At 62.5% G+C, this 17,382-nt stretch carries 14 protein-coding genes; 4 read left to right on the forward strand and 10 right to left on the reverse strand.

The genetic code is table 11. The annotated features are described in order from the left end of the window. Positions 1–73: 73 nt before the first annotated feature. The 3 genes from ACLEJW_RS11445 to ACLEJW_RS11455 form a co-directional block, all read right to left on the reverse strand. Positions 74–1,171: a polyamine ABC transporter substrate-binding protein gene (locus ACLEJW_RS11445; protein ID WP_313458133.1), complete on the reverse strand. Its 1,098-nt coding sequence runs from the start codon at positions 1,169–1,171 to the stop codon at positions 74–76. 168 nt (positions 1,172–1,339) lie between these two features. Further along, complete coding sequence (locus ACLEJW_RS11450) at positions 1,340–2,701, reverse strand: aspartate aminotransferase family protein (RefSeq protein ID WP_145191052.1); 1,362 nt, start codon at positions 2,699–2,701, stop codon at positions 1,340–1,342. Positions 2,702–2,747: 46 nt separating this feature from the next. Continuing rightward, entirely contained in the window at positions 2,748–4,106 is a 1,359-nt protein-coding gene (locus ACLEJW_RS11455; RefSeq protein WP_145191049.1) for a glutamine synthetase family protein, read from the reverse strand. A gap of 574 nt (positions 4,107–4,680) precedes the next feature. Between ACLEJW_RS11455 and ACLEJW_RS11460 the strand changes: the two genes are divergently transcribed. Continuing rightward, positions 4,681–6,057, forward strand: coding sequence for a glutamine synthetase family protein (locus ACLEJW_RS11460; protein ID WP_145191046.1), 1,377 nt, complete (start codon positions 4,681–4,683; stop codon positions 6,055–6,057). A 36-nt stretch (positions 6,058–6,093) separates the two neighbouring features. Here the strand turns inward: ACLEJW_RS11460 and argA are convergent, their stop codons facing one another. Both argA and argE read right to left on the reverse strand, forming a co-directional pair. Further along, entirely contained in the window at positions 6,094–7,392 is a 1,299-nt protein-coding gene (gene argA / locus ACLEJW_RS11465; protein WP_145191043.1) for an amino-acid N-acetyltransferase, read from the reverse strand. Between the two features lie 126 nt (positions 7,393–7,518). Next, positions 7,519–8,661, reverse strand: a complete 1,143-nt coding sequence (gene argE / locus ACLEJW_RS11470) for an acetylornithine deacetylase (protein ID WP_440777557.1) — start codon at positions 8,659–8,661, stop codon at positions 7,519–7,521. Between the two features lie 115 nt (positions 8,662–8,776). Here argE and ACLEJW_RS11475 point away from each other — a divergent pair, with 115 nt between their 5' ends. Next, on the forward strand, positions 8,777–10,144 hold the full coding sequence (locus ACLEJW_RS11475; protein WP_440777558.1) for a CYTH domain-containing protein: 1,368 nt from the start codon (positions 8,777–8,779) through the stop codon (positions 10,142–10,144). Positions 10,145–10,183: 39 nt separating this feature from the next. Here ACLEJW_RS11475 and ACLEJW_RS11480 read toward each other — a convergent pair whose 3' ends face one another. Continuing rightward, a complete protein-coding gene (locus tag ACLEJW_RS11480) occupies positions 10,184–10,654 on the reverse strand; it encodes an Lrp/AsnC family transcriptional regulator (RefSeq protein WP_145191034.1) in 471 nt (156 codons plus the stop codon). Between the two features lie 208 nt (positions 10,655–10,862). Between ACLEJW_RS11480 and ACLEJW_RS11485 the strand changes: the two genes are divergently transcribed. Both ACLEJW_RS11485 and ACLEJW_RS11490 read left to right on the forward strand, forming a co-directional pair. After that, positions 10,863–12,536 carry a GspE/PulE family protein gene (locus ACLEJW_RS11485; protein ID WP_313297038.1) on the forward strand — a complete coding sequence of 558 codons (1,674 nt, stop codon included), beginning with the start codon at positions 10,863–10,865 and terminating at the stop codon, positions 12,534–12,536. An 83-nt stretch (positions 12,537–12,619) separates the two neighbouring features. Beyond that, the gene (locus ACLEJW_RS11490) at positions 12,620–12,934 is read left to right on the forward strand and encodes a DUF2388 domain-containing protein (protein ID WP_145191028.1); all 315 of its coding nucleotides are present in this window, start codon (positions 12,620–12,622) and stop codon (positions 12,932–12,934) included. Positions 12,935–13,002: 68 nt separating this feature from the next. Here ACLEJW_RS11490 and gcvH read toward each other — a convergent pair whose 3' ends face one another. The 4 genes from gcvH to ACLEJW_RS11510 all read right to left on the reverse strand — a co-directional run bounded on the left by gcvH (position 13,003) and on the right by ACLEJW_RS11510 (position 17,341). Then, on the reverse strand, positions 13,003–13,386 hold the full coding sequence (gene gcvH / locus ACLEJW_RS11495; protein WP_145191025.1) for a glycine cleavage system protein GcvH: 384 nt from the start codon (positions 13,384–13,386) through the stop codon (positions 13,003–13,005). A 51-nt stretch (positions 13,387–13,437) separates the two neighbouring features. After that, positions 13,438–14,520: a glycine cleavage system aminomethyltransferase GcvT gene (gcvT, locus tag ACLEJW_RS11500; protein ID WP_440777559.1), complete on the reverse strand. Its 1,083-nt coding sequence runs from the start codon at positions 14,518–14,520 to the stop codon at positions 13,438–13,440. Positions 14,521–14,643: 123 nt separating this feature from the next. After that, positions 14,644–16,266: an ABC transporter permease gene (locus ACLEJW_RS11505; protein ID WP_313297047.1), complete on the reverse strand. Its 1,623-nt coding sequence runs from the start codon at positions 16,264–16,266 to the stop codon at positions 14,644–14,646. Positions 16,267–16,339: 73 nt separating this feature from the next. Beyond that, a complete protein-coding gene (locus ACLEJW_RS11510) occupies positions 16,340–17,341 on the reverse strand; it encodes an extracellular solute-binding protein (RefSeq protein ID WP_313297050.1) in 1,002 nt (333 codons plus the stop codon). Positions 17,342–17,382: the final 41 nt, after the last annotated feature.

A 17,382-nucleotide genomic window follows, 5' to 3' on the forward strand; every position in this document is an offset into this window, starting at 1 on the left:
GATGCCGCAATCATCAATTGCCTTTCACTGGCTCTGGACCGGGGACCCCCGGCCCAGAGCGGATGCCGTGGGCTTATTTGCCCGACTTGATCTTGGTCCAGCTGCGGGTGATCACACGCTGCGCGGCGGCCTCGGGGGCGGCGATCGCATACAGCTGTTTCTTCACCTCGGCAGGCGGGTAGATGCTTGGATCGCTGGTGATGTCCTTGTCGACGAACTGAGTCGCGGCCTGGTTGCCGTTCGGGAAGCGCACGGCGTTGGTGATCTCGGCCATGATTTCCGGCTGCATGAGGAAATTCATGAACTGGTAGGCGGCGTCTTTATGATCAGCATCCTTGGGGACGGCGACCATGTCGTAGAAGGTGCCGGCACCCTCTTTGGGAATCACGTAGTCGACCTTGACCTTGTCGCCGGCTTCGTGGGCGCGGGCCTTGGACTGCTCCAGGTCACCCGAGTAGCCAACCGCCACGCAGATGTTGCCGTTGGCCATGTCGCCGATGTACTTGGACGAGTGGAAGTAGGTGATCGAAGGACGGATCTTGAGGAACAGGTCCTCGGCCGCCTTGAGGTCTTCTTTCTTGGTGCTGTTGCTCGGCAGGCCCAGGTAATGCAGCGCAGCTGGCAGCATTTCGGTCGGCGCATCGAGGAAGCTCACGCCACAACTCTTGAGCTTGGCAATGTTTTCAGGCTTGAACACCACGTCCCACGAATCGATCTTGTCCACGCCCAGCGCAGCCTTGACCTTCTCTGGGTTGTAGCCGATGCCGATCGAGCCCCACATGTACGGGAAAGCGTGCTTGTTACCCGGGTCACTGGCATCGCCGACGGCCTTGAGCAGGTCGGGGTCGAGGTTTTTCCAGTTCGGCAGCTTGGAGCGGTCCAGCTCTTCGTACACGCCAGCCTTGATCTGCTTGGCCAGGAAGTTGTTGGACGGTACCACGATGTCGTAACCCGACTTGCCTGCCAGCAGCTTGGCTTCCAGGGTTTCGTTGCTGTCGAAGACGTCGTACTTGACCTTGATGCCGGTCTGCTTCTCGAACTTGGCGATGGTGTCCGCCGCGATGTAGTCCGACCAGTTGTAGACATTCAACACTTTGTCTTCAGCCTGAACAGCGGAGGCCATGGCACCCATCAGGGCGGCGGCCAGCAACGTCTTGCCCATTTTATTCATGCGTAATGCTCCAGAATTTTTGTTAAGCGACTGTTTAGCAGCCAGGACCCACGGTGCAGCGCGCGCGGCGACTGAAACAGTCGCTAGTCTGGCAAGTTAGAAGGCCCCCTATCAAGGAAAGCAGGGCCTTGTAACGACTTAATGTCACATCGCTAGCCTAGCAAACGCCTATGCAAGCGCCTCCAGCGTCAAGTCCAGGCATTTGCGCGCCTTTTCCACCAGCTCGTCGATCTCTGCATGACTGATGACCAACGGTGGCGCAATGATCATGGTGTCGCCCACTGCGCGCATGATCAGGCCGTTGTCGAAGCAGAAATTGCGGCAGATCATGCCCACGCCCTTGCCTTCGTGACGGCTGCGGGTGGACTTGTCCTTGACCAGTTCGATCGCCCCGAGCAGGCCGAGCCCGCGCACTTCGCCCACCAGTGGGTGGTCCTGCAGTTCACGCAAACGCTTTTGCAAATACGGTGCCGCTTCCGTGCGCGCCTTCTCGACGATGTTCTCATCGCGCAGGATGCGCAGGTTTTCCAGACCCACAGCCGCCGCGACCGGGTGACCGGAGTAGGTGAAGCCGTGGTTGAAGTCGCCGCCTTCGCTGAGCACCTTGGCCACCTTGTCACGCACGATTACACCGCCCATGGGGATGTAACCGGAGGTCAGGCCCTTGGCGATGGTCATCAGGTCGGGGGTCAGACCGTAGTAGTCGGAGCCGAACCACTGGCCGGTACGCCCGAAGCCACAGATGACTTCGTCAGCGACGAACAGGATGTCGTACTTGGCGAGAATTTCCTTGATCTTCGGCCAGTAGGTTTCCGGTGGAATGATCACCCCGCCCGCGCCCTGGATGGGCTCGGCAATGAATGCAGCGACGTTGTCTTCGCCGACTTCGAGAATCTTCTGCTCGAGCTGCTCGGCGGCCCACACGCCGAATTCATCGGGGCTCATGTCGCCGCCTTCGCCAAACCAGTAAGGCTGCGGGATGTGCACGATGCCCGGAATCGGCAGGCCGCCCTGTTCGTGCATGCCACTCATGCCGCCCAGGCTGGCACCGGCGACGGTCGAGCCATGGTAGCCATTGACCCGGCCGATGAGGGTCTGCTTGTGCGGTTTGCCTTGCAGGGCCCAGTAGTGACGGACCATGCGCAGCACGGTGTCGTTGCCCTCGGAGCCGGAGCCGGTGAAGAACACATGGGTCATGCCCGCAGGCGCCACTTCGGTGATGGCCTTGGCCAGCTCCAGTGCCGGCGGGTGAGCGGTCTGGAAGAACAGGTTGTAGTACGGCAGCTCGCGCATCTGCTTTTCGGCTGCCTGCACCAGTTCCTCACGGCCGTAACCGACCGCCACGCACCAAAGTCCGGCCATGCCGTCGAGGATCTGCTGACCTTCGCTGTCCCACAAATGCACACCTTGGGCCCTGGTGATGATACGCGGCCCTTTCTCCTTCAACTGCTTGTAGTCAGAGAAAGGTGCAAGGTGGTGCTCACCGCTCAGGTTCTGCCATTCACGGGTTTGCGGGTTGTTGACGCTCATGTGCCTCTCCATTTTCCGGCGCCCGCCCAGGCGGGCTCAGGGTTGATCAGACAGCGAACAGCAGGAACTCACGCTCCCAGGAGCTGATGACGCGTTTGAAGTTTTCATGCTCGGCACGCTTGGTCGCGACGTAGCCGGTGATGAATTTCTTGCCCAGGTATTGCACCAGCGCGCGGCTGATCTCCATGCGCTCGAGCGCATCTTCGATGGTCAGCGGCAAGCGCAGGTTGCGCCGCTCGTAGCCACGGCCTTGCACCGGCGCGCTGGCCTCGATGCCCTCGACCATGCCGATATAGCCACACAACAGGCTGGCGGCGATGGCCAGGTACGGGTTGGCATCGGCGCCCGGCAGGCGGTTTTCGACCCGGCGGTTCTGCGGCCCGGCATCCGGTACACGCAGGCCTACGGTGCGGTTTTCCTCGCCCCACTCCACGTTCACTGGCGCCGAGGTATCGGGCAGGAAGCGGCGGAACGAGTTGACGTTGGGGGCGAACAGCGGCAGCGCTTCGGGGATGAACTTCTGCAGGCCGCCGATGTGGTGCAGGAACAGCTGGCTCATGCTGCCGTCTTCATTGCTGAAGATGTTCTTGCCGGTGTTCACGTCGACCACGCTCTGGTGCAAGTGCATGGCGCTGCCCGGCTCGCCGGTCATGGGCTTGGCCATGAAGGTCGCAGCCACGTTGTGCTTGAGCGCAGCCTCGCGCATGGTGCGCTTGAACACCAGGATCTGGTCGGCCAGGTGCAGCGCGTCGCCATGGCGGAAGTTGATCTCCATCTGCGCCGTGCCGTCTTCGTGGATCAGCGTATCGAGGTCCAGGCGTTGCAGTTCGCACCAGTCGTAGACATCTTCGAACAGCGGGTCGAATTCGTTGGCAGCTTCGATCGAGAACGACTGGCGCCCGGTTTCCGGGCGCCCAGAGCGGCCGACTGGCGGCTGCAGGGGGAAGTCGGGGTCTTCGCTGCGCTTGGTCAGATAGAACTCCATTTCTGGCGCGACGATTGGCTGCCAGCCGCGATCCGCGTAGAGCTTGAGTACCTTCTTGAGCACGTTGCGCGGCGACAGCTCGACCGGGTTGCCCTTCTTGTCGTAGGTGTCGTGAATCACCTGGGCGGTCGGCTCGATGGCCCAGGGCACCAGGAATACGGCGTCCTGGTCGGGGCGGCAGATCATGTCGATGTCAGCCGGGTCGAGCAGGTCGTAGTAGATGTCATCGTCGACGTAGTCGCCAGTCACGGTCTGCAGCAGCACGCTTTCGGGCAGACGCATGCCCTTTTCGGCGATGAACTTGTTGGTCGGCGAAATCTTGCCGCGAGTGATGCCGGTCAGGTCGCTGATCAGGCATTCGACTTCAGTGATCTTGTGCTCTTTCAACCAATCGGTGAGCTGGTCGAGGTTGTTACTCATAAATACCTCAGGAGGTAAGGTGGTCCGCGCTCTGATTCTGGATGGAGTAGATTGCTAAAGCAAAAACCCACGCACAGGCGCACTGTGGATACACTGAAATCAAGCGTGTCCAAGGTGGCATCGAAGGGCAGGAGTACGAGAAGAGCAACGAAAAAGCGTAACGAGGGAAGACGCACAGGCGCATAACGTCAATTATTGCGACCACGGCGGCCACTGCTTTAGCGGCATCTGCGAGCACGTCAGGAAGACCGGGCTGCACTGCGCAGGCAGCGCATTCAGGTCGCGACAGGCGGACCATGTGACCCTCGTATTATTGTGTTTTGGGTTGCGTCCGAGCTTAGCCTTGTTAATTTTTTTACACAACTCCTCCGTAAAAAATAAAACACGGCTTGGCGGAGATAGCTCTTCGAGCGGGAAATAGCGGATAATGGCGCGCCCCGATATGCAGCAAATCTGCCGTCGATGTGCCATTTCAGGGCATCACGGGGTTGGCTTGACATCAGTTTGTCTTTTCGATTGACTGGACCTGCAAGCCCCCCTTGATTGATATTTTTAACAACAAAGGTGTTGCATCATGTCGGTACCCCCGCGTGCCGTTCAGCTTAACGAAGCGAACGCGTTCCTTAAGGAACATCCTGAGGTTCTCTACGTTGACCTTCTGATTGCAGATATGAATGGTGTGGTGCGTGGCAAGCGCATTGAGCGCACCAGCCTCCACAAGGTTTACGAAAAAGGCATCAACCTGCCTGCCTCCCTCTTTGCCCTGGACATCAACGGTTCTACCGTCGAAAGCACCGGGCTCGGCCTGGACATCGGCGACGCAGACCGCATCTGCTATCCGATTCCGGACACCCTTTCCAACGAACCTTGGCAGAAGCGCCCCACTGCGCAGCTGCTGATGACCATGCACGAAATCGAAGGCGAGCCGTTCTTCGCCGACCCGCGTGAAGTGTTGCGCCAGGTGGTGAGCAAGTTCACCGACATGGGCCTGACCATCTGCGCCGCTTTCGAGCTGGAGTTCTACCTGATCGACCAGGAGAACGTGAACGGCCGACCACAGCCGCCGCGCTCGCCCATCTCCGGTAAACGCCCGCAGTCGACCCAGGTGTACCTGATCGACGACCTCGACGAATACGCCGACTGCCTGCAGGACATCCTCGAAGGCGCCAAGGAGCAGGGCATCCCTGCCGACGCGATCGTCAAGGAAAGCGCCCCGGCGCAGTTCGAAGTCAACCTGCATCATGTTCCCGATCCGCTCAAGGCCTGCGACTACGCGGTGCTGCTCAAGCGCCTGATCAAGAACATCGCCTACGACCATGAAATGGACACCACCTTCATGGCCAAGCCCTACCCGGGTCAGGCTGGCAATGGCCTGCATGTACACATTTCCGTGCTGGACAAAGATGGCAACAACATCTTCACCAGCGAGGATCCCGAGCAGAACGCCGCGCTACGTCACGCTGTCGGCGGTGTGCTCGAGACCCTGCCCGCGTCCATGGCGTTCCTCTGCCCGAACGTCAACTCGTACCGTCGCTTCGGCGCACAGTTCTACGTGCCGAACGCGCCGAGCTGGGGTCTGGACAACCGGACCGTGGCATTGCGCGTACCGACCGGCTCACCGGACGCCGTGCGCATCGAACACCGCGTAGCCGGTGCCGACGCCAACCCGTACCTGATGATGGCCGCCGTGCTTGCCGGCGTGCACCATGGCCTGACCAACAAGATCGAACCGGGCGAGCCGATCGAAGGCAACTCCTACGAGCAGCTGGAGCAGAGCCTGCCGAACAACCTGCGCGATGCGCTGCGCGAGCTGGACGACAGTGAAATCCTGAACAAGTACATCGATCCGAAGTACATCGACATCTTCGTCGCGTGCAAGGAAAGCGAGCTGGAGGAGTTCGAGCATTCGATCTCCGACCTCGAGTACAACTGGTATCTGCATACCGTATGAGTCGAAGTGCCGCCCCCACTTGGGGGCGGTGCAGGCTTAGAGCGTCTTCTCGAAAATCTTCGAGTTGCGCTGGTAGTTGTACAACGAAGCGCGCGCCGCCGGCAGCCGCTCGACGCCGCTGGGTGCGAAGCCGCGCTCGCGGAACCAATGCGCAGTCCGGGTGGTAAGCACGAACAGCGTATTGATCCCCAACTGCCGCGCGCGCTCCTCGATGCGCTCAAGCAGCTCATCGCCGCGCCCCCCGTGGCGGTATTCCGGGTTCACTGCCAGGCAGGCGAGTTCGCCGGCCTGGGAGTCGGCAATCGGATACAGCGCCGCACAGGCGATGATCATGCCCTCACGCTCGACCACACTGAACTGCTCGATTTCACGTTCGAGCACTTCGCGTGAACGGCGCACCAGAATGCCCTGCTCTTCCAGCGGGCTGATCAGGTCGAGCAGGCCGCCGACGTCCTCGATGGTCGCCTCGCGCACCACCTCGAATTGCTCCTGGGACACCAGCGTACCGCCACCTTCGCGGGTGAACAGCTCGGTCAGCAGCGCGCCGTTTTCGGCATAACTGACGATGTGGCTGCGCGCCACGCCACCTTTGCAGGCCTGGGCAGCGGCATCGAGCAGCTCGCCTTGATAATCGCTGCCCAGGCGCGCCAGATGCGGGGGAATTTGCTGCGGGCGCAGCTCACGCACCAGCTTGCCGCTTTCATCCAGCAGGCCAGGCTCGGCGCCGAACAGCAGCAGCTTGTCGGCGCTCAATTCGATGGCCGCGCGGGTGGCGACATCTTCGCAAGCCAGGTTGAAGATTTCACCGGTAGGCGAATAGCCCAGCGGCGACAGCAGCACGATGGAGCGCTCATCGAGCAGGCGGCTGATCCCCTTGCGGTCGACCCGGCGCACTTCGCCGGTATGGTGATAGTCCACCCCTTCGAGCACGCCGATCGGCCGCGCCGTGACCAGGTTGCCGGACGCCACACGCAGGCGCGAGCCCTGCATGGGCGAGGCGGCGATATCCATCGACAGGCGTGCTTCGATGGCCAGGCGCAGTGCGCCGACGGCATCGATCACGCAATCCAGGGTGGCCGCGTCGGTGATGCGCATGCCGCGGTGATAGTGCGGGGTCAGGCCGCGCTCGGCCAGGCGGCTTTCGATCTGCGGACGCGAGCCATGCACCAGCACCAGGCGCACGCCCAGGCTGTGCAGCAGCACCAGGTCGTGAACGATGTTGCCGAAGTTGGGATGCTCGACGCCATCGCCGGGGAGCATGACGACAAAGGTGCAGTCGCGATGGGCATTGATGTAAGGGGAGGCATGACGCAGCCAGTTGACGTATTCGGGCATGACAGGGCCTGTGGATAAAGTGGACGGAGAACGGTGGGATCACACGGCGTTCAAGATCATCGTCGGAACAGGCTTGCAGTCACGCGCGGTCTCCTTCAGGCAATAACGAATCAAGGGGGTGGACGTTTACTTCAGGCAATAGTGCCCAATCAGTTCACGCAATAGACGCACGGTCGGCTCGATACGTGACATTTCCAGATACTCGCCAGGCTGGTGAGCACAGGCGATGTCACCAGGGCCGAGCACGATGGTCTGGCAACCGAGCTGCTGAAGATAAGGCGCTTCGGTACCGAACGCCACCGCCTCGGCGCGATGACCGGTCAGGCGCTCGGCCACCTGCACCAGCTCGGCATCGGCCGGCTGCTCGAAAGCCGGTACCTCGGGGAACAGCGGCGCATAGTCGATACGCACCTGGTGACGCTCGGCTAGCGGGCGCAGTTTTTCGCTGATGGTGGCGCGCAGTTGCGCAGCATCCATTCCCGGTAACGGGCGTAGGTCGAATTCCAGGGCGCACTGCCCGCAGATGCGATTGGGATTGTCGCCGCCATGGATGCAGCCGAAGTTGAGCGTCGGGGTGGGTACGCTGAACTGCGGATTGCGGTAGGTTTCCTGCCATTGCCCGCGCAGGGTCATCAGCTCGCCCATCACCGCATGCATGGCTTCCAGGGCGCTGTGGCCCAGGCTTGGATCAGAAGAATGACCGCTGCGCCCGAGAATATCGATGCGGTCCATCAGAATGCCCTTGTGCATGCGGATCGGACGCAGGCCAGTGGGCTCGCCGATCACCGCCGCACGGCCGAGCGGCTGGCCGGCCTCGGCCAACGCGCGGGCGCCGGACATGGAGCTTTCCTCGTCGCACGTTGCAAGAATCAGCAGCGGCTGCTTGAAATCGTGCGCCAGCAATGGGATCACCGCCTCGATGACCAGGGCGAAAAAACCCTTCATGTCACAGCTGCCCAGGCCGACCCAACGCCCCTCGAGCTCGGTCAGTTTCAGCGGGTCACTGTTCCACAGTTGCTCATCGAACGGCACCGTGTCGCTGTGGCCGGCCAGTACCAAGCCGCCAGGGCCGGTGCCGCGGCTGGCGAGCAGGTTGAACTTGCCCGGCGTCACTTGGCGGATATCGCAACTGAACCCCAGGTCGCCCAGCCAGCCGGCGAGCAGGTCGATGACCTGACGGTTGCTCTGGTCAAGCGCAGGCTGGGTGCAACTCACCGAGGGCGCCGCGATCAGAGCGGCAAACTGGTCTTTCAGTGTCGGCAACGGCATGCGCATACTCCTCGGAAGCGTTGCCCATCATAGGACTATCCGCCGTCTGGAATAAACCGTTGCCGGCCGACTCCTGTAGACTGCCTGACAACGATGCCCCTCCTTCGAGCCTGCGATGCACAAAGAAACCGAACTCAAGCTCCGCGCCAGCCGCGAGACCCTTGCCGCCCTGCGCGAGCACCCTCTGCTGAAAAAGCGCAACAAGTCCGGCTGGCAGACCCGCGAACTGACCAACCAGTACTTCGACACGCCCGAGCGCGAGCTGTCCGCCGCCCGCGTGGCCCTGCGCCTGCGCCGCGATGGCGATGTGGTCATCCAGACCCTCAAGTGCCGCGGCCAGAGCGTGGCGGGCCTGTCCGAGCGCAACGAGTACGAGTGGAACCTGGACAAGCCCAAGCTCGACCTGAAAAAGCTCGATGCCACTTGCTGGCCCGAGCAACTGGCCGCGCTGGACAAAAAAACCATCAAGCCCCTGTTCACCACCGATTTCACCCGTGAGTACGCGGAAATCGCCTGGGGCCGCGGCAAAAGCAAGGTGGTGATCGAGGCCGCGCTGGACCAGGGCTTCGTCGTAGCCGGCAAGCGCAAGGAAGCAATCTGCGAACTGGAACTGGAGCTGCGCGAGGGTGAACCCCAGGCACTGCTGGAGCTGGCCGCTGAACTGGCCGCCAGCCTGCCGTTGATGCCTTGCGATATCAGCAAGGCCGAGCGCGGGTACCGCCTGCTGGAGCCGGACAGCTACGACCTAGGCCTGCCGGCCGTTGAGCTGGACGCCGAAATAGCCCTGGACGACGCCTTCAGCGCGCTTGCCTGGCAATTGCTTGCCAGCAGCCAGCGCCTGGCCGAGCAATACCGCCACAACGGTCACTGGCGTTTGCTGCAGGACTGGGTGCAGTGCCTTGCCGAATTGCGTGCGCTGGTGGCGAGCCTTGGCCAGGCGGCGCCGCGTGCCAGCACGCGTGAGCTGCGCGCCAGCCTCGATGCCCTGCTTGAAGACTGGCGGCCATTGGTGCAGGCCGGCAATGACGACGAAGACATCCGTCGCGCCGCGCCCGAGCAGTTCATCGAAGAACTTGAAGACGTACGTTGGGGCCAGTTCTCGCTGGACACATCGCGCTGGCTGCTGGCCCGCACCTGGACCGCAGAGCGCAAGGGTCGCGGCGAGCGTCAGGGCAAGGCGCAACTGGCCAGCTGGCTGGCGCACCTGCTAGGTGAAGAAGGCCGCGCACTGAAGCTGCCGCTCTATACCCAGCGTCCGGAAGACCTGGCCGAGCAGCTGCCGCGTATCGAACAGCTGTTGACCTGGCTGCACCATGCCCGCCAAGTGCTGGAAGCGCCGCAGATGGACCGCCTGTATGGCGACCTGCGCAAGCTGCATGAGCTGGCCGAACTGCCGATCAGCGATGAGCTGCTCGAAGCGCGCATCGACCAGGCGCGTGCGGTCGACCAAAGTCGCGGCTGGAAGCATCTGCTCAAGGCATGAATATCAGCCGCTCCCGCAACGGGAGCGGCGCCACCCTGCTCAACCGGCCAGTGGCAAGCTGGTGGTGGACTTGATCTGCGACAGCGCGACGATCGAGTTCACTTCCTGAATGCCTGGCACATTGGACAGTTTTTCGAAGAAAAACCGTTCGTAGGCCTCGATATCCGAAGTCACGATACGCAACAGAAAATCGACTGAGCCCATCAGCACGTAGCATTCCAGCACTTCGGGAAAGCCACGAATGGCCTCGGTGAACTCGGTAAAATTCGAGCGCCCATGGGCGTTGAGTTTCACCTCGGCAAAAATCTGTGTGTTCAAGCCGATCTTCTTGCGGTCGAGCAAAGTCACCTGGGCGCGAATGATGCCCTCTTCCTTGAGCCGTTGGATCCTGCGCCAGCACGGTGATTGCGACAACCCGACACGCTCGGCGATCTGCGCACTGGACAGCGAGGCATCCTCCTGCAGCAGTTCGAGAATGCGCCGGTCGTAGTTATCCAGTTCGCTTTGCATGGTCAATTCTCCTATCGCAGGCTTAGCGCATCGTGCGATCAATACCCTTGGTCAGCGCGAATCATACTTCAACTCAGCGCGCCTTAACGGGCATGAGTTAGCCTTGCTGGCAAGCCCAGGGCTGCTGCAAGATCGTGAAACGTACTGGCCTGTGCGAAGTGATGAAGCGGTACTAACCTTCTCCGCTCCACACGGCACGGACGCCACCATGAAAAACCCCACCGACGATTCCCTCGACCTTGCCGCAGTGCTGCAAGCGCTGCTGGCCGACTACCACCTGCATGCCAATGACACGCTGCTGATCCTCGAACACGCGACCGCGCATCCTGCCGCCCACCCGTTGCAACAGATTGCCGCCTGTGGCCTGCAAAGCCGGCGGCAGCCTGGCCACCCGCTCGACCTGGATTACCTGTGTCAGTGGCTGGCCGACAAGGTCGGGCAGCCGTACATGCGCATCGACCCGCTGCAGCTGGACCTGAATCAAGTCAGCGGCCTGATATCCCCAGCGTTTGCCCAGCGCCACGGCATCCTCATCGTCGCAGCCGACGCCGCCGGCATCAGTGTGGCCAGCGCCCAGCCCTACCAGGAGGACTGGCTGAGCGACCTGGCACGCAGCATGGACCGGCCGATCCGGCGCGTGCTGGCCAGCCCTGTGCAGATACGCGAAGCAGCGCAGTCATTTCAACGCCTGGCGCAGTCGGTCAGAGACGCGCAACACCAGCAGGCAGAAGGTTTGGGCGAACTCGAACACCTGCTCGAACTGAGCGCCCGGCAGGCTGATGTCAGCGCTGACGATGCGCATATCGTGCATATCGTCGACTGGCTGTTGCAGTATGCCGCTGAGCAGCGCGCCAGCGACATTCATCTCGAGCCTCGCCAGGAGCGTGGCCAGCTGCGCTACCGCATCGATGGGCTGCTGCACAACGTCTACGCCTTTCCTTTGAGCGTCACCCTGGCGCTGATCAGCCGCTTGAAGCACCTGGGGCGCATGGATGTGGCACAAAAACGTCTGCCACAGGACGGCCGTCTGCAAACCCGTTTGCCGGGCGGTCGCGAAGTCGAGCTGCGCTTGTCCACCCTGCCCACGCCGTTCGGCGAAAAGCTGGTGTTACGCCTGTTCGACCCGCAACAGTTACAGGAAAGCTTCGAGCGCCTGGGCCTGGCAGGCGAGCAGCTGGCGCAGTGGCAGCGCCTGCTGAGCGCGCGCCAGGGCATCATTCTGGTGACCGGCCCCACCGGTTCCGGCAAGAGCAGCACGCTCTACGCCAGCCTCAAGTCGCTGGCGACACCCCAGGTCAACGTGTGCACCATCGAAGATCCGATCGAGCGCTTGGAGCCGGCGTTCAATCAGTTGCAGGTGCAGCCGGCCCTCGACCTGGATTTCGCCAGCGGGGTCAGGGCCCTGCTGCGGCAAGATCCGGACATCATCATGATCGGCGAAATTCGTGACCGCGAAACCGCGCTGGTCGCCGTGCAGGCGGCGTTGACCGGCCACCTGGTGCTATCGACGCTGCACACCAATGATGCCTGCGCCGCCATCGTTCGCTTGCAGGAATTGGGAGTGGCCGACTATCTGATCAAAGCCACGCTGGCCGGCGTCATGGCCCAGCGCCTGGTACGCACGCTGTGCAGCGCTTGTCGTGGGAGTACCGCGAGCGGTTGCCGGACCTGCCGTGACACAGGTTTTCACGGCCGCACGGGCTTGTTCGAGCTGCTGCAACCCAGCGACAGCTTGCGTGCCTTGATCGGTCCCGACACCGATCTGAGAGCACTGCGTCGACAAGCATTGGCTGATGGCTTGATAGACCTGCGCCGCTGCGCTGAGGCGAAGGTGGAGGCTGGCCAGACCTGCGCAGAAGAAGTCCTGCGCGTCTGTGGCTGAGCACAGTCCTGGCCATGAGGAACTTGACCCCGTTGCCGCTATCAAAGCGCACAACTTAAGCCCCACCCCTCGAGGTGTTTTGCATGCGTCTCAAAACTGTCCTGGCTGTCGCAGCTTTGCTTTCCCTTCCGGTAGGTTCGGCGATGGCCGATACATTCTGGCGTAACGTGATTTCGTCGGGCGCCACCACCGGCTCGACCTACCTGACCTCGCGCGACCACAAACTGGTCATGGCAGCGCAAGATGACGCAGGCAGTTTCGTGGCAAGCCAAGGTGCGATTCGCGGACCATTCCTGGAGTCGGCACTCAAGCAGGTACGGGCAGAGCATCCAGGCCTGCAGGCTTCGGACATGGACTTGGCCAATGCCATCTTGGCCAAGCATGCGCTAGCCGACTAAGCGCACACGCTGGGTCTTGCCGCCTCCATCACCTGGCGTGGTGGAGCGGCAAAAACGATGAACCTGGCTTATTCGCCGATTGCCGCTTGATAGCCGGCGGCATCGAGCAGCTTGTCCAGCTCGGCCTTGTCGCTTGGCTTGAGCTTGAAGATCCACGCCTCGTACGGCTGCTCATTGAGCTGTTCCGGACTATCGGCCAGCTCCTCGTTGACCGCGATCACCTCGCCTGCCACGGGCGCATAGATGTCCGACGCGGCCTTGACCGACTCGACGACGCCTGCAGCGTCACCTGCAGCGAACACCTTGCCGACCTCGGCCAACTCGACGAACACCACGTCGCCAAGCGCTTGCTGGGCGTGGTCACTGATGCCTACCGTCACGGTGCCGTCAGCTTCCAGGCGCGCCCATTCATGGCTTTCGGCAAAACGCAGTTCGGCGGGGATATTGCTCATGTGTTGAATTCCTCGATTGGCTCAGCGGTAGGCCCGCCGGTTAATGAATGATCAGATCAGGACTTTGCCGTGACGCACGAAGGTCGGGTTGACCACCCGAACCGGGTACCACTTGCCGCGTATCTCCACCTCGGCTCGATCGCCGGTGGCCATGGGCACGCGCGCCAGCGCAATGGATTTGCTCAGCGTAGGCGAGAAACTACCACTGGTGATCTCTCCTTCGCCAATCCCCGCTACCCGCACGACCTGATGGGCACGCAGTACGCCGCGCTCCTCAAGCACCAGGCCGACCAGTTTTTCCTGCACGCCGTGTTCGATTTCCGCCAGCAAAGCGGTGCGACCGATGAAATCACGCTCGGCGGGCTCCCAGGCGATGCACCAACCGAGATTGGAGGTCAGCGGCGTATGCTGCTCGTCGATGTCCTGGCCATACAGATTCATCCCGGCTTCCAGGCGCAGCGTATCCCGAGCGCCCAACCCGCTCGGCGCAATGCCAGCACCGACCAGGTCGTTGAAAAAACCGACGGCCTGATCACCTGGCAGCATGATCTCCAATCCGTCTTCACCGGTGTAGCCGGTGCGGGCGATGAACCACTCACCTTCGGCAAGGCCTTCGAACGGGCGCAGCTCGCGAACCAGCGCGGCCCGGGCCGGGCTCAGCAGCGCCGAGACCTTCTCCCGCGCTTGTGGCCCCTGTACGGCGAGAATGGCCAAGTCCGGGCGCACCTGGAACGCCACCTCAGCGGTGCCGCGCTGCAACGCCAGCCATTCGAGCACCCTGGCCCGCGTAGCGGCATTGCTCACCAGGCGGTAGCCGGCGGCGGTGCGATAGACGATCAGGTCGTCGATGATGCCGCCCTGTTCATTGAGCAGCGAGCTGTAAAGTGCCCTGCCGATACCATCGAGACGGGCCACGTCATTGGCCAACAGGCGCTGCAGCCAGACGGTGGCGCCTGCACCCTCGATGTCGGTGACCGTCATGTGCGATACATCGAACACCCCGCAGTCACTGCGCACCTGGTGGTGCTCCTCGACCTGCGAGCCATAGTGAAGCGGCATGTCCCAGCCACTGAAATCGACCGTTTTGGCGCCCAGCGCCAGGTGCAGATCGAATAAAAGCGTGCGCTGTCCCATGGGTTTCTCCTTCCGGGCGTGGCGAAGCAGCGGCGGCCGGTGACGGTCAATCGTCAACTGTTGTTATTGGAGCCGCCGCGCGAATGCCGCGCATTGTAGCCGCAAGGGCGCTACCTGGCACCCTCAGTGACGGTGACCTGGACGTCGGGCCGAGCGGCGGATCAGGCCGACCACCGGCAACAACCCTACCAGCACCAGGGTCAGCGCCGGCAGCGAAGCGCGCGCCCACTCACCCTCGCTGGTCATTTCGAAGACTCGCACCGCCAGGGTGTCCCAGCCGAACGGTCGCATCAGCAAGGTGGCGGGCATCTCCTTGAGCACGTCGACGAACACCAGCAGCGCCGCGCTGAGCGCACCGGGCACCAGCAGTGGCAGGTATACCGTAAAGAACAGGCGCATACCGCCGACCCCGAGGCTGCGCGAAGCCTCTGGCAGCGACGGGCGGATACGCGCCAGGCTGCTCTCCAGCGGGCCATACGCCACTGCGATGAAGCGCACCAGGTACGCCAACAGCAACGCCGCCAGACTGCCCAGCAACAAAGGCTTACCGGCGCCTCCCAACCCGCTCGACAGAGGTATGACCAGCTGATTGTCGAGGTAACTGAAGGCCAGCATGATCGACACCGCCAGCACTGATCCCGGCAAGGCGTACCCCAGGTTGGCCAGCCCGACCCCGGCGCGAATGCCGCGCGTCGGTGCCTGGCGGCGGGCAAATGCCAGCACGAGCGCTACGCACACGGTGATCAACGCCGCCATGCTGCCCAGATACAGGGTGTGCATGACCAAACCGACGTAGCGCTCGTCCAGATCATGCCGACCGCGTTGCCAGAACCACACCAACAACTGCACGAGCGGAATGGCGAAGGCGCAAGCGAACACCAGTAGGCACCAGCCGCTGGCCAAGCATGCCTTGACCCCATGCAGGTGATACAGCGCCTGTACCCGCGGGCGTTCGTTGCCAGTGTGACTGGCGCCACGGGCCCGGCGCTCGCCGTACAGCACCAGCATCACCGCCAGCAGCAGCAGGCTGGCCAGTTGGGCGGCGCTGGAGAGGCTGAAAAAGCCATACCAGGTTTTATAGATGGCCGTAGTGAAGGTGTCGAAGTTGAACACCGCCACAGCGCCAAAGTCGGCCAGGGTTTCCATCAGCGCCAGCGCAACGCCTGCGCCGATCGCTGGCCGCGCCATGGGCAAAGCCACCCGCCAGAAGGCCTGCAGCGGCGACAGCCCGAGCACCCGGGCCGCTTCCATCAGGCCTCTGCCCTGGGCCAGGAAGGCCGTGCGCGCCAGCAGGTAGACATACGGGTAGAACACCAGCACCAGGACGACGATCACCCCGCCCGTGGAGCGTACGCGCGGCAGACGCATCGGCCCGAACACCTCGCGCAGGGCGCTTTGCACGGGGCCGGCGAAGTCCAGCAGGCCGACGAAGACGAAGGCCAGCACGTAAGCGGGTATCGCGAACGGCAGCATCAGCGCCCAATCCAGCCAGCGCCTGCCGGGAAACTCGCAGAGGCTGGTGAGCCAGGCCAGGCTTACGCCCAGCAACGTCACGCCGATGCCCACCCCGACCACCAGCGTCACGGTGTTGCCCAGCAAGCGGCTCATCTGCGTGTCGAGCAGGTGCGACCAGATTTGCAGGTCGACCGACTGCCAGGACAGCAGCAATACGCTCAGCGGCAGGAGCACCAAGGCTGCGGTCAGGACTACCGGCAGGTACCAGCGGCGTTGGTGGTGACGGGGCAAGTTGGAAGTCTCTATGGCGGGTCGGGTGTGTATCGCCGCGGCCCGCGAGGAACGCGGGCTCGGCATCTGGCGGTTAGTTCCAGCCGGCGCGATCCATCAGGCGGATGGCCTCGGCCTGGCGCTTGCCAGCCACTTCCACCGGGATGTCATCGGCCTTGAAGCTGCCCCAGGCCGCCACCTCAGGCGAAGGCTTGACCTTCGGGTTGGCGGGGAACTCCTGGTTGATGTCGGCGAACAGCTTCTGCGCCTGCTCGCCGGTCATCCACTCGACCAGTTTCTTCGCCGCTTCGGGGTGCGGCGCATGCTTGGTCAGGCCGATACCTGAAAGGTTTACGTGGACACCCCGATCAGCCTGGTTGGGCCAGAAGATCTTTACCGGCAGATCAGGGTTTTGCGCGTGCAGGCGGCCGTAATAGTAGGTGTTGACCACCCCCACATCGCATTGCCCGGCGGCCACGGCCTGGATCACCGCGTTATCGTCGGAGAACACGTCGGTGGACAGGTTATTCACCCACCCTTTGACGATCTGCTCGGCCTTGGCCTCGCCGTGGTTCTCGATCAATGTCGCCGTCAGCGACTGGTTATAGACCTTCTTCGCTGTGCGCAGGCACAGGCGACCTTCCCAGTCCTTGTCGGCAAGCGCCTCGTAGGTGCTCAGCTGCTCGGGCTTGACCCGCTCGGTGGCATAGACGATGGTGCGCGCGCGCAGGCTCAGGCCGGTCCAGTCGTGGGACGAAGCGCGGTACTGCGGCGGGATGTTCTGTTCGATGATCGCCGACTCGATCGGTTGCAGGATGCCCATCTGCTCGGCTTGCCAGAGGTTGCCGGCATCGACCGTCAGCAGCAGGTCGGCCACGCCGTTTTCCCCTTCAGCCTTGATGCGCTGCATCAACGGCGCTTCCTTGTCGGTGATGAACTTGATCTTCACGCCGGTCTCGGCGGTATAGGCGTCGAACACCGGTTTGATCAGCTCGTCGATGCGCGAGGAATACACCACCACTTCATCTTCCGCCTGGGCGGTGCCGCCGATCAGGGTCAGGGCCAAGGCGGCCAGTAGGGGCTTGCGTGGCAACATGGAAAGCGCTCCTCGGATCGTATGAGAGGCGCAAATGGTAG

The organism is Pseudomonas sp. SMSB3, assembly GCF_052041965.1.
In the GTDB taxonomy this organism is placed as follows: domain Bacteria; phylum Pseudomonadota; class Gammaproteobacteria; order Pseudomonadales; family Pseudomonadaceae; genus Aquipseudomonas.